This window comes from Mycobacterium sp. 852014-52144_SCH5372336, from assembly GCF_001665615.1.
GTDB lineage: Bacteria > Actinomycetota > Actinomycetes > Mycobacteriales > Mycobacteriaceae > Mycobacterium > Mycobacterium neumannii_A.
Genome location: NZ_LZSW01000043.1, coordinates 101598 through 114016 on the forward strand (window position 1 = coordinate 101598; position 12419 = coordinate 114016).

General features: G+C 69.5%; 10 protein-coding genes. 6 read left to right on the top strand and 4 right to left on the bottom strand.

The window, feature by feature from the left end; translation table 11 throughout:
* Positions 1 to 32: 32 nt before the first annotated feature.
* Positions 33 to 278: a DUF3107 domain-containing protein gene (locus tag A5759_RS10015; RefSeq protein WP_064394334.1), complete on the top strand. Its 246-nt coding sequence runs from the start codon at positions 33 to 35 to the stop codon at positions 276 to 278.
* Here A5759_RS10015 and A5759_RS10020 read toward each other — a convergent pair.
* Positions 265 to 927 carry a TetR/AcrR family transcriptional regulator gene (locus A5759_RS10020; RefSeq protein WP_064394435.1) on the bottom strand — a complete coding sequence of 221 codons (663 nt, stop codon included), beginning with the start codon at positions 925 to 927 and terminating at the stop codon, positions 265 to 267. The genes A5759_RS10015 and A5759_RS10020 overlap by 14 nt on opposite strands.
* A gap of 184 nt (positions 928 to 1111) precedes the next feature.
* On the opposite strand from A5759_RS10020, the gene A5759_RS10025 reads away from it, so the two are divergent.
* The 3 genes from A5759_RS10025 to A5759_RS10035 all read left to right on the top strand — a co-directional run bounded on the left by A5759_RS10025 (position 1112) and on the right by A5759_RS10035 (position 4415).
* Complete coding sequence (locus tag A5759_RS10025; RefSeq protein ID WP_064426867.1) at positions 1112 to 2140, top strand: DUF3152 domain-containing protein; 1029 nt, start codon at positions 1112 to 1114, stop codon at positions 2138 to 2140.
* A gap of 190 nt (positions 2141 to 2330) precedes the next feature.
* A complete protein-coding gene (gene moeZ, locus A5759_RS10030) occupies positions 2331 to 3524 on the top strand; it encodes an adenylyltransferase/sulfurtransferase MoeZ (RefSeq protein ID WP_066848869.1) in 1194 nt (397 codons plus the stop codon).
* Positions 3525 to 3560: 36 nt separating this feature from the next.
* Positions 3561 to 4415 (top strand): TIGR02569 family protein, encoded by an 855-nt coding sequence (locus A5759_RS10035; RefSeq protein WP_066849755.1) that lies wholly within the window; start codon positions 3561 to 3563, stop codon positions 4413 to 4415.
* A 76-nt stretch (positions 4416 to 4491) separates the two neighbouring features.
* Here the strand turns inward: A5759_RS10035 and A5759_RS10040 are convergent, their stop codons facing one another.
* Together A5759_RS10040 and A5759_RS10045 are read right to left on the bottom strand one after the other, a co-directional pair.
* Positions 4492 to 4788, bottom strand: coding sequence for an MGMT family protein (locus A5759_RS10040; RefSeq protein ID WP_068196881.1), 297 nt, complete (start codon positions 4786 to 4788; stop codon positions 4492 to 4494).
* 2 nt (positions 4789 to 4790) lie between these two features.
* Positions 4791 to 5564, bottom strand: a complete 774-nt coding sequence (locus tag A5759_RS10045; RefSeq protein WP_068196884.1) for an alpha/beta fold hydrolase — start codon at positions 5562 to 5564, stop codon at positions 4791 to 4793.
* A 64-nt stretch (positions 5565 to 5628) separates the two neighbouring features.
* Between A5759_RS10045 and A5759_RS10050 the strand changes: the two genes are divergently transcribed.
* Both A5759_RS10050 and A5759_RS10055 read left to right on the top strand, forming a co-directional pair.
* A complete protein-coding gene (locus A5759_RS10050) occupies positions 5629 to 8751 on the top strand; it encodes an ATP-dependent DNA helicase (RefSeq protein WP_068196887.1) in 3123 nt (1040 codons plus the stop codon).
* Positions 8748 to 11981, top strand: coding sequence for an ATP-dependent DNA helicase (locus A5759_RS10055; protein ID WP_068196891.1), 3234 nt, complete (start codon positions 8748 to 8750; stop codon positions 11979 to 11981). Before A5759_RS10050 ends, A5759_RS10055 begins: the two co-directional genes overlap by 4 nt.
* Before the next feature lie 13 nt (positions 11982 to 11994).
* On the opposite strand, the gene A5759_RS10060 is transcribed toward A5759_RS10055, so the two are convergent.
* The gene (locus A5759_RS10060; RefSeq protein WP_064394341.1) at positions 11995 to 12390 is read right to left on the bottom strand and encodes a hypothetical protein; all 396 of its coding nucleotides are present in this window, start codon (positions 12388 to 12390) and stop codon (positions 11995 to 11997) included.
* Positions 12391 to 12419: the final 29 nt, after the last annotated feature.

Below are 12419 nucleotides of genomic sequence, written 5' to 3' on the forward strand. Positions count from 1 at the left end.
CAAGTTCTTCGAAAACGAAAGGGGCCCACGGCGTGGAGGTCAAGATCGGTGTCACGGACAGCCCGCGCGAGTTGAGCTTCAACAGCGCGCAGACACCCAGCGAGGTGGAGCAGTTGTTCACCGAGGCGCTGGCCAAGGATTCGGGTGTGCTGGCCCTGACCGACGAGAAGGGCCGGCGCTTCCTCGTGCAGACGTCCAAGATCGCCTACGTGGAGATCGGCGCTGCCGATGTCCGACGCGTCGGCTTCGGGGTCGGGATCGGATCTAAGACCGGGTAAGCGGCACGTGTGACAGTCCGCCCCAAGCGAACTGGACCGTGCCCTCGACCGCGTCGTCCTTGGAGATCGGGCGGTCGTTGTTGAGCCAGTAGCGTGCGGAGTCGACGCTGATGGCGACCAGGCCGACCGCGATCATCCTGGCCCGGTGCGCCTCGAGCCCGGAGTCGCGGCTGATCAGGTCGAACACCGCGTCGGTGCACGCCTCGGTGGCCACCTTCACCTGCGCGGCGACCTGCGGTTCGTTGACGTAGTCGTTCTCGAAGATCAACCGGTAGCCCTGGCCGTCGTGCTCGATGAAGTCGAAGAACGCCTGGACCGCCGCGCGCAACCGCTGCCGGTTGTCGGTGGTCGTGCGCAGCGCCTGGCGCACACCGGAGACGAGGTTCTCCACATGCTTGGCAAGCACCGCCAGGTAGAGCTCCAACTTGGACGAGAAATGTTGGTACAAAACGGGTTTGCTGACCCCGGCGCGCTCGGCGATCTCATCCATACCTGCCGCGTGGTAGCCGCGGTCGACGAAAACCTCGCTGGCAGCGACCAGTAGCTGCCCTCGACGCTCATCGCGCGGCAGCCTGCCGCCGCGCCGATTCAACACTTCGCCGCCCGGCTGCGCGCCTCTCCTCGCGGCGGTGTTGGCGAGATCGCTCATCACATCCTTCATCTGCGTCGACGGGCACCGGTTATCGCAATGACCTTACTACCGTTGATAAAGCATGCAGGTGAGGCGCGGATCACAGCGTTCGAGGTGGTCGATGGCGCGCCGAAAGTATGAGGACGTCGGCCTGTGTCATCCTGTTGCGGTGACCTACGACTCCCGTACGCGAGGAGGACAGATGGGTCCCGAACCCGGCGGGGGTGTTCGCGTGCCCGCGCTGCGCAATGAATGGCGCGAGCCGTTGCGCGCCCAACGCGATCCGCTCGCCGAGAGCTCGGGACGGGTGAGGTCCAATCGCGATGAGCACCGCGGCTTCCGCAAGCAGTCGTGGCTCGGTCGCTTCGTCTCCACTTACGGCTGGCGGGCCTATGCGTTGCCCGTCCTGATCGTGTTGACCGCGGTCGTCGTCTACCAGACCATCACCGGCACCGGCGCGCCCGCACCCAAGCAGGCCGAGGGTCCGGTGCAGGGCCCACCGACCATCGGCGTGGCCAGCACCGCGATCATCGGTGCCCCGCCCAAGGGGTTGACCCAGTTCGACGCGGACCTGCCGACCGGAATACTGCCCCAGGGTGGCCCGTTCACCGAGGCCGGCGCCAAGACGTGGCACGTCGTGCCCGGGGCGACCTCGCAGGTCGGCCAGGGCACCGCGAAGGTTTTCACCTACACCGTCGAGGTCGAGGACGGCATCGACACCACGACATTCGGCGGCGACGAGGCGTTCGCCCGCATGGTCACCGAGACGCTCGCCAACCCCAAGAGCTGGACCCACAATCCGCAGTTCGCCTTCACCCGCATCGACGGGACGTCAGGAATCGAACCGGACTTCCGGGTGTCGTTGAGCACGCCGATGACCGTGCGCGAGGGCTGCGGCTACGACATCCAGCTGGAGGCGTCCTGCTACAACCCGGCCTACCGGGACGGGCAGCCGCGCGTGTTCATCAACGAGGCGCGCTGGGTGCGCGGTGCGGTGCCGTTCCAGGGTGACGTCGGCTCGTATCGGCAGTACCTGATCAACCACGAGGTCGGCCACGCGATCGGTTACCAACGGCACGAGCCGTGCGGGGGCAACGACCAACTCGCGCCGGTCATGATGCAGCAGACCTTCTCGACCAACAACAACGACGCCGCGCGCTTCGACCCGCAGTCGGTCCAGCCCGACAATCACACCTGCAAACCGAACCCCTGGCCGTACCCGATCGCCTGAGTTCCTTCCCCCCTGCCGCGAGTGACCGTGTCTGTGCAGCGACACGCCGTGCGTGGGCGTACAACAGCGGTCGCTCGCCCACGGTGAGCGGCCACGGTCCTGGGGGAAGCGATCGCCGCTCGTTGCTGTTGAATGTCGTAACTGCTGTGATGGTCATAGACGTTGAATAGGTGGATCAAGGAGAAACACGGTGTCGACACCGTTGCCGCCGCTGGTAGAACCGGCGGCCGAACTCACCCGCGAAGAAGTGGCGCGCTACAGCCGTCACCTCATCATTCCCGACCTGGGCCTGGACGGGCAGAAGCGGCTGAAGAACGCCCGCGTACTGGTCATCGGCGCCGGCGGGCTGGGTTCGCCGACGCTGCTGTACCTGGCCGCCGCGGGTGTCGGCACGATCGGGATCGTCGAGTTCGACGTGGTCGACGAGTCCAACCTGCAGCGCCAGATCATTCACGGCCAGTCCGACATCGGCCGGTCGAAGGCCGAAAGCGCGCGTGACTCGATTCTCGACATCAACCCGCTGGTCGACGTGCGGCTGCACCAGTTCCGGCTCGAACCCGAGAACGCCGTCGAGCTGTTCGAGCAGTACGACCTGATCCTGGACGGCACCGACAACTTCGCGACGCGCTACCTGGTCAACGACGCCGCCGTGCTGGCCCACAAGCCGTACGTGTGGGGGTCGATCTACCGGTTCGAGGGCCAGATCTCCGTGTTCTGGGAAGACGCCCCGGCCGACGAGGGCGGCAATGAACGAGGCCTGAACTACCGCGACCTGTACCCCGAGCCGCCGCCGCCGGGAATGGTGCCCTCGTGCGCGGAGGGCGGGGTGCTCGGCATCTTGTGCGCCTCGGTGGCATCGGTGATGGGCACCGAGGCCATCAAGCTGATCACCGGCATCGGCGAAACGCTGCTGGGCCGCCTTATGGTCTACGACGCGCTCGACATGACCTACCGCACGATCAAGATCCGCAAGGACCCGTCGACCCCGAAGATCACCGAGCTGATCGACTACGAGGAGTTCTGCGGCGTGGTGTCCGACGCCGCCGCCGAGGCCGCCGCCGACGCGACCATCACCCCTCGCGAACTCAAGGAGCTGCTCGATTCGGGCAAGCCGTTGGCGCTGATCGACGTGCGCGAACAGGTCGAGTGGGACATCAACCGCATTCAGGGCGCCGAGCTGATCCCCAAGGGCGCCTTCGAATCCGGCGAGGCGCTGGCCAAGTTGCCGACCGACCGGACGCCGGTGTTCTACTGCAAGACCGGTGTGCGCTCTGCCGAGGTGCTGGCGATCGCGAAGAACGCCGGGTTCTCCGACGCGATGCATGTGCAAGGCGGGATCGTCGCGTGGGGTAAACAACTCGAACCCGACATGGTGATGTACTAACGGCTGGTTTGCCGAAACTCCGCTTACGCTGAGGTGGTGACTGTCGAACGGCCACCGGATCATGTGCTGGCCGCGTTCGGCCTGACCGGTGTTGAGCCCGTTGCACTCGGGCCGGGCTGGGAGGGCGGCTGGCGCTGTGGCGAAGTGGTGGTGTCGATGGTCGCCGACCACGCCCGCGCCGCATGGTCGGCCAAGGTCCGCGAGACGTTGTTCGTCGACGGGGTGCGCCTGGCGCGTCCGGTGCGTTCGACGGACGGGCGGTATGTGGTGGCCGGGTGGCGCGCGGACACCTTTGTCGCCGGGACGCCGGAACCCCGCCACGACGAGGTGGTCTCGGCCGCGGTGCGACTCCATGAGGCGACGGCCAAACTCGAACGCCCGAGGTTTCTGACGCAGCCGCCGGTCGCGCCGTGGGCTGACGTGGACGTGTTCATCGCGGCCGACCGCGCCGCCTGGGAGGAACGGCCGCTGCATTCGTTGCCGCCGGGTGCCAAGGTGTCGCCGGGGTCGGCCGACGGGCAACGCTCGATCGAGTTGCTCAATCAGCTTGCCACCCTGCGTAAGCCGACGAAGAGCCCCAGCCAACTGGTCCACGGCGACCTCTACGGCACAGTGCTTTTCGCGGGCACCGCCGCACCCGGGATCACCGACATCATCCCGTACTGGCGGCCGGCGTCGTGGGCCGCCGGTGTCGTCGTGGTGGACGCGCTGTCCTGGGGCGAGGCCGACGACGGGCTGATCGAGCGCTGGAGTCCGCTTCCCGAGTGGTCGCAGATGTTGTTGCGCGCGTTGATGTTCCGCATCGCCGTGCACGCCCTTCATCCGCGGTCGACGGCCGCCGCGTTCCCCGGTCTCGCGCGGACGGCGGCTCTGGTCCGCCTGGTGCTCTAAGCGTCGCCCCGCCGAACGTGGGTTACCCGCACGCGCGCGGCGCTCGGAGCGTGCGTCGACCCCACACTCGACACCTTCAGAATTCGTGGCGCACGGCGCGCAGGTTCACCCGGCCGTCGTCGGCAAGCACACCCTCGGCGCGCAGTCGTTCGAGCTGTCGAGTGCTCAGGTGCGGCGCGGGGCGACCGGACGCGCGAATCACCCGGTGCCACGGCAGGTCCGACGAGTCGGTGCGCATGATCCAGCCGACGATGCGCGGGCTGGAAAGCCCGGCGGCATCGGCGATGTCGCCGTAGGTCGACACCCGGCCCGGCGGGATCGCGGCGACAAGCGCGCGCACGGCCTCCACCTGCTCGTCGGTGACCGGCGCCATCCCTAGGAGCCGAGCTGCTCGCGGATCAACGCCGCCGTCTCGGCGGGCTTGGCCTGCGCAACCATGTGGTCGCAGTCCCACTCCAGCAACGTGAAGTCCGCGCCGAGGCGCTGCGCCAGAGCCGTGACGATGTCGTCGGTCGCATACGGTGGTTCGGTGCGTGCTGCCCGCACGAGTGTCGTGGGAATACCTCTGGGAGGCAACGTGACCGGGCGAGCGAGCTCGCTCCAGTACGACATCATCGCCGGGATGCTGATCCGCCAGCCGACCCGTCCGGACGGCAGATCGATCAGATGCTCGTCGAGCTCGCGATCCAGCTCGGCCGACTCGACCTCACCCCATGAGCCGTTCGCCTTTTCGGCGCGCGCCTCGGCGCGGTCGGTGTAGTCGGGGGATGCGAACATGTCGTCGGCGATTCGGCGCATCCAGTCGCCGTCCAGGCCGACGGCCGGGTCCAGCAGGATCATCCGCGACACCAGGTCTGGCCGGGCGGCAGCCAGATTCAGCGCAACCGCTCCACCGAAGGAGTGGCCGACCACCACCGCGGGACCCTCGAGCAGCGCGGCCAGCGCCGCGACGTTCGAGTCGATCGACCACGGCGCCGCCCAGGATGCGCGGCCGTGCCCGATGAGGTCTGGTGCGACGACCGCGTACTCGTGCAGGTGGCGTGTGGCCAGCGTCTGCCATCGCTGCCCGTGCCCGGTCAGGCCGTGGATCGCCAACACTTGTGCGGGCCCGGCAGGCCCGTAGCGGTGAACGTGCAGGAGTTCGGTCACGGCTATCGATGCTGCCAGCCTCGGGTGACGGCCACTTGTCGGACCCCCGTGGTGTCATGCCCACATGTCCGCACCGCACACCGACCTCACGCCGAACGCGCTCACCGATCCCGGCACGCGCGGCGTTTTCCGCGTGATCGGCGGGCCCGGCACCGGTAAGAGCTCGCTGCTGATCCAGACGGCGGTCGCGCACATCGCCGCCGGCGTTGATCCGGAATCGGTTCTGCTGCTGACCGGTTCGGCACGCCTCGGCGCGCAGGTGCGGGCGCGCGTCACCTCGGCGCTGTTACAGGCCGGCACCCGCACAGTCGTGCGCGAACCGCTGGTGCGCACCGTGCACTCGTATGCGTTCGCGGTGCTGCGGCTGGCCGCTCAGCGCAACGGCGATCCGCCGCCGCGGCTGATCACCAGCGCCGAACAGGACGGGATCATCCGGGAGCTGCTCGCCGGCGACATCGAGGACGGCGACCGCGCGGCGACGGCATGGCCGCCCCATCTGCGCCCGGCGTTGAGCACGGTCGGCTTCGCCAACGAGCTGCGAGACCTGCTGGCCCGCTGCGCCGAACGCGGGGTCGATCCCGTTGAACTGCAGCGCATCGGGCGGCGCTCGGGCAGGGCGGAGTGGCTCGCGGCCGGCCAGTTCGCCCAGGCCTACGAGCAGATCATGCTGTTGCGTTCGGCCGTCGGCATGGCGGCACCGCAGGCCACCATCCCCGCACTGGGAGCGGCCGAACTGGTCGGGGCGGCGCTGGAGGCGTTGGGCACCGACGGCGAGCTGCTGGCCGCTGAACGTGGCCGCGTCAAGATCCTCCTGGTCGACGATGCGCAGCAGCTCGATCCGCAGGCGGCGCTTTTGGTCCGGGTGCTGGCTCAGGGCGCCGAAACCGCTGTGTTCGCAGGTGATCCCAATCAGGCGATCTTCGGCTATCGTGGCGCCGACCCGGCGCTGCTGCGCGGTGACGAGCCGGCGATCGTGCTGACCGGGTCGCACCGCTGCGCACCCGCGATCGCCGGGGCCATCACCGACGTCGCACGACGACTGCCCGGTGCCGACGAGGGGCGCGTGCTGACCGGGGCGCCCGGCCCAACAGGCGCACTGGCCGTGCGCATCGCCGCCTCTCCGCACGCGGAGTCGGCGATGATCACCGACGCGCTGCGACGGGCGCACCTCGTCGACGGCGTCCCGTGGTCCCAGATGGCCGTCGTCGTGCGTTCGATGCCCCGCCTCGGTGCGGCGTTGGCCCGCACACTGGCCGCGGCCGGAGTCCCGGTGGACACGTCGTTGCCCGCGACACCGCTCGGCGACCAACCCGCCGTGCAGGCGCTGCTCACCGTGCTGGCGGCAACGTCGCAGGGACTCGACGCCGAGCAGGCGGTGTCGCTTGTGACGGGACCGATCGGCCGCGTCGATCCGGTGTCGCTGCGCCAACTCCGGCGCGCGCTGCGACGCATCGACGGCTCGCAACCGCCACGAGACTTCGGCGATCTGCTGGTCGAGGCGGTGGAGCACGGGGTCGACGGATTGCCCGAGAACCTGGGCCGGCCCCTGGATCGCGTGCGCAAGGTGCTGGTGGCGGCCCGGCGCAGTGCCGAGTCGGGCGCCGATCCGCGCTACACGCTGTGGCAGGCCTGGCAGCGCTGCGGGCTGCAACGACGCTGGCTGGCCGCGAGCGAACGCGGCGGTGTGTCCGGCGCACAGGCCGACCGGGACCTCGACGCCGTCACCGCGCTCTTCGACGTCGCCGAGCAGTACGTGAACCGCACCGCGGGCGCGACGCTGCGCGGGTTGCTCGACCATGTCGCCGGTCACGGGTCGCCCGCCCGCGACGAGCGCGTGGATGCCGAAGCGGTCGCCGTGCTCAGCGCCCACGCCGCGATGGGCCGCGACTGGGAGTTCGTCGTCATCGCCGGTGTGCAGGAAGGCCTGTGGCCCAACACCGTTCCGCGTGGCGGGGTGTTGGCCACCCAGCAGCTCGTCGACCTGCTCGACGGCGTCACCCAGGACGCTGCAAGGGTGTCGACCCGGGCGCCGCTGTTGGCGGAGGAACGCCGGTTGCTCATCGCCGCGATGGGTCGTGCCCGCAGCCGTCTTCTGGTGACGGCAGTCGACAGCGATAGCGGTGACGAGTCGCTGCTCCCGTCGGCGTTCTGCTACGAGTTGGCCGCATTATCGGACGACCGCGATTGTGAGCTCACCGAGCCGGTCAGCGCACCGCGCGTACTTGCCCCCGCAGCGTTGGTCGGCCGACTGCGCGCCGTGGTGTGCGCGTCCGATGATGCGGTCGATGACACCGTAAGGGCTTGCGCGGCAACACTGCTGGCGCGGCTGGCGGCCGCCGGCGTGCCCGGTGCCGACCCGGCGCAGTGGCAGTCGATGACTCCGCTGTCCAGCGAGGAGCCATTGTGGAGCGGTGACGGGCACACCGTGACATTGTCGCCGTCGACGCTGCAGATGCTCGCCGACTGCCCATTGCGCTGGCTGCTGGAGCGGCACGGCGGCTCCGACGGTCGCGATGTGCGCTCGGCGGTCGGCTCGTTGATGCACGCCCTCGTCGCCGATCCGGGGCGCACCGAAAGCCAGATGGTCAACGAGCTCGAAAAGATCTGGCCCAAGCTGCCGTTCGAGTCGCGGTGGTACGCCGACAACGAACTCGACAGGCATCGTGCGATGTTGGCGACGTTTGAGCAGTGGCGCGCGCAGACCCGCGGCCAGCTCACCGAGGTGGGCAGCGAGGTCGGTGTCGACGGTGTCGTGATCGAGGGTGACGACGGTGGGCCCGACGTGCGTGTGCGCGGACGTGTCGACCGCCTCGAACGCGACAGCGAGGGCCGGCTCGTCGTGGTCGACCTCAAGACCGGCAAGAGCCCGGTGACCAAGGATGACGCGCAGAACCACGCCCAGTTGGCGATGTATCAGCTGGCCATCGCGGAAGGTCTGCTGGGACAAGGGGACTCTCCGGGTGGTGGCCGCTTGGTCTATCTCGGCAAAACCTGCGCATCGGGGCCTACCGAGCGCACTCAGGACGCGCTGACCCCGGAGAAGTGCACCGAGTGGCGCGACACGGTGCGCGCGGCAGCGGCGGCCACCCAGGGCCCGGAGTTCGTCGCGCGGATCAACGACGGATGCAGCCATTGTCCCGTCCGCACGATGTGTCCCGCCCAGGCCGGGACCGGAGGACAGCCATGACCGCGCGATACAGTCCACACGAACTCGCCGCGGCCCTCGGCCTTTTCGCGCCGACCGAGGAGCAGGCCGCCGTGATCGCCGCCCCGCCCGGGCCTCTGGTGGTCATCGCCGGCGCCGGCGCGGGCAAGACCGAGACGATGGCCGCGCGGGTGGTGTGGCTGGTCGCCAACGGGTACGCGCACCCCGGCGAGGTTCTCGGCCTCACCTTCACCCGCAAGGCCGCCGGCCAGCTGCTGCGCCGGGTCCGCACCCGACTGGCCCGGCTCGCGGGCGCCGGCCTTCTCGACGGCGCTGCCTTCGCCGACGAGCCACCGACCGTCAGCACGTATCACGCCTTCGCCGGTAACCTGCTGCGAGAGCACGGCCTGCTGCTGCCGGTCGAGCCCGAGACCCGGCTGCTGAGCGAAACCGAACTGTGGCAGTTGGCCTTACGCGTGGTGTGCGAGCACCCCGAACTGCATACCGAGAAGACACCGGCGGCGGTGACATCGATGGTGCTGCGGCTGGCGGGCCAGCTCGCCGAGCACCTCGTCGACACCGACCAGTTGCGCGACACACACGTCGAGCTCGAGCGGTTGGTGCATACGCTCCCTGCCGGTCCGTATCAACGCGACCGGGGCCCCAGCCAGTGGCTTCTGCGGCTGCTGGCCACCCAAACCGAGCGCACCGAGCTGGTCCCGCTGATCGACGCCCTGCACCAGCGGATGCGGGCCGACAAGGTGATGGACTTCGGCATGCAGATGGCTTCGGCGGCCAGGCTGGCCGAGAACTTCCCGCACGTGGGTGAGCAACTGCGCCAGCGGTATCGCGTGGTATTGCTCGACGAATACCAGGACACCGGGCATGCGCAGCGGGTCGCCTTGTCGTCGTTGTTCGGCGGCGGAGCCGACGACGACCTCGCGCTGACCGCGGTCGGCGATCCCATCCAGTCGATCTACGGGTGGCGCGGTGCGTCGGCCACCAACCTGCCGCGCTTCACCACCGACTTCCCCCGTTCGGACGGCACGCCGGCGCCCACCCTGGAACTGCGCACGAGCTGGCGCAATCCGCCGCGTGCGCTGTATCTGGCCAACGCGGTGTCGGCGCAGGCGCGGCGTCGTTCGGTGGCGGTGCGCTCGCTGCTGCCCAGGCCGGACGCCCCGTTGGGCACCATCCGGTGTGCCCTGCTGAACGACGTTGCAGCCGAACGGGAGTGGCTGGCCGGCCATATCGCCGACATCTTCGGGCGGTCGCGCGAAGACGGGGTGTCGGCGCCGACGACGGCCGTGCTGGTGCGCCGAAACGCCGACGCCGCGCCGATGGCCGAAGCGCTCACCGCCCGCGGGGTGCCGGTCGAAGTCGTCGGGCTGGCCGGCCTTCTCGGTGTGCCGGAGGTCGCCGACGTGGTGGCGATGTTGCGGACGATGGCCGACCCGAGCGCGGGCAGCGCGACCATGCGGGTCCTCACCGGGCCACGCTGGCGGCTGAGCGGCGGCGACATCACCGCGCTGTGGCGGCGCGCTGTACAACTCGACGACAGAACCGACGCCCCCGCCGGGGCCGCCGAACGCATCGCCGCGCAGGCGGCACCCGACGCCGATACCGCGTGCCTCGCCGAAGCGGTCACCGATCCCGGTGCGTCTGCGGCGTATTCGCCGACGGGGTACGCGCGGATCGTCGCGCTGGGCCGCGAGCTGACCGCTTTACGGGCGCATCTGTCGCACCCGCTTCCCGAACTGATCGCGGAGGTGCGCCGCGCGCTCGGCATCGACACCGAGGTACGCGCGCGCCGCCCCGTCACGGCGGGCTGGTCGGGCACCGAACATCTCGACGCGTTCGCCGATGTGGTGGCCGACTTCGCCGACCGTCCCGGCACCGATGTCACCAGCCTGCTGGGCTACCTCGACGCCGCCGAAGAGGTGGAGAACGGTTTGGCCCCGGCCCCAGGGTCTGTCGCGGCCGACCGGGTGCAGATCATGACCATCCACGCGGCGAAGGGACTCGAATGGCAGGTGGTCGCCGTTCCGCACCTCAGCGGCCGCGTCTTTCCTTCGACCGGCACCGCCCGCACCTGGCTGACCGACGCCGGCGACCTCCCTCCGCTGCTGCGCGGCGACCGGGCCACGCTCTCCGAGCACGGCGTCCCGGTGCTCGACACCAGCGACGTCAACGACCGCAAGCGATTGTCCGACGTGATCGGCGAGCACAAGAGAAGCCTCGAACAGCGCCGCATCGACGAGGAACGCCGCTTGCTCTACGTGGCGCTCACCCGCGCCGAGGACACCCTGTTCCTGTCGGGCCACCACTGGGGAGCCTCGGAGAGCAAGGCCCGCGGCCCGTCGGAGTTCCTCTGCGAGCTCAAAGACATCATCGACAAGTCCGCCGACGAGGGCGAGCCCTGCGGTGTGATCGAACACTGGGCGCCCGCCCCACCCGATGGCGAACCGAACCCGTTGCGAGACAAGGTGGTCGAAGCCGTCTGGCCCGCAGATCCTGCGGGTGTGCGCCGCGCCGACGTGGCGCGCGGGGCGACGCTTGTGGCTGAGGCGATGGCCAACGCCCACGATGACGAACCCCTCGACTCCGCAGAAGGGTGGGAGGCCGATGTCGACGCGCTCATCGCCGAACGCACCCGGGCCGTCGAACCGTCGGCGCCTCCGCTTCCTCTACAGGTGTCGGTCAGCACCATGGTGGAGCTCGGCAAGAACCCCGAAGCCGTCGCGCAGCGGCTGCGCCGTAGGCTGCCGACGCGTCCGGATCCACATGCGTTGCTGGGCACGGCATTTCACGACTGGGTGCAGCGTTTCTATCACGCCGAGCGGTTGTTCGACCTCGACGACCTGCCGGGTGCGGTCGATCATGACGCCGCCGTGGCCGAGGAACTCGCCGAGTTGCAGGCGGCGTTCGCGGTGTCGCCGTGGGCGGCGCGCACCCCGGTCGACGTCGAGGTGCCGTTCGACATGGTGATCGGCGGCCGGGTGGTCCGGGGACGTATCGACGCGGTGTTCGTCGACGACGACGGCGGAGCCACCGTGGTGGACTGGAAGACGGGTGAGCCGCCGAGCACCGCGGAAGCCCTACAGCACAACGCGATTCAGCTCGCGGTGTACCGGTTGGCGTGGGCCGCGCTGCACGGATGTCCGGTCGAGTCGGTGCGGGCGGCGTTTCACTATGTGCGCAGCGGTGTCACCGTCACCCCCGAGACGCTGCCCGGCGTCGACGAACTCGCGGGCCTGCTGGAGGCGGCCTAACGGCCTGGGAGGCCTACGACTCGCGGTAGACCTTCACGGCCTGGACGATCATCGGAATCTGCAGCGGTAGGCGCGCGATCGCGACCAACCGCATCGGCAGCGGCTTGTCCCACCACAGCCGGACCATGTTGACGTTGCCCGGGAACACCGCGACGAACAGCGCTACCGCGGCCAACGCACCGAAGCGTCGCGTCTTCGGCGCCAGCAGCAGGCCCGCCACCCCGAGCTCGGCGACGCCCGAGGCGTATGTGTAGAACCGCGGACTGCCGGGCAGCTCGGCGGGAATGATGTCGTCGAACGGCTTGGGCGCGACGAAGTGCAACGTTCCGATACCCAGCAGGCCGGCCGCCATCCGGTAGGCGCGCGACGGGCTGGCCATTTGCTGCAGTTCGGGCGGGGGAGAGGTCATGATTACATTGTGGCGTGCACACCCCTGCG

What these genes read in the sequence shown, in the direction of transcription:
- A5759_RS10060 (WP_064394341.1), bottom strand. Translation starts at nt 12,390, where the DNA reads ATGACCTCTCCCCCGCCCGAACTGCAGCAAATGGCCAGCCCGTCGCGC.
- A5759_RS10040 (WP_068196881.1), bottom strand. Translation starts at nt 4,788, where the DNA reads ATGGCGCCGGTCACCGACGAGCAGGTGGAGGCCGTGCGCGCGCTTGTC.
- A5759_RS10020 (WP_064394435.1), bottom strand. Translation starts at nt 927, where the DNA reads ATGAGCGATCTCGCCAACACCGCCGCGAGGAGAGGCGCGCAGCCGGGC.
- A5759_RS10050 (WP_068196887.1), top strand. Translation starts at nt 5,629, where the DNA reads ATGTCCGCACCGCACACCGACCTCACGCCGAACGCGCTCACCGATCCC.
- A5759_RS10025 (WP_064426867.1), top strand. Translation starts at nt 1,112, where the DNA reads ATGGGTCCCGAACCCGGCGGGGGTGTTCGCGTGCCCGCGCTGCGCAAT.
- A5759_RS10055 (WP_068196891.1), top strand. Translation starts at nt 8,748, where the DNA reads ATGACCGCGCGATACAGTCCACACGAACTCGCCGCGGCCCTCGGCCTT.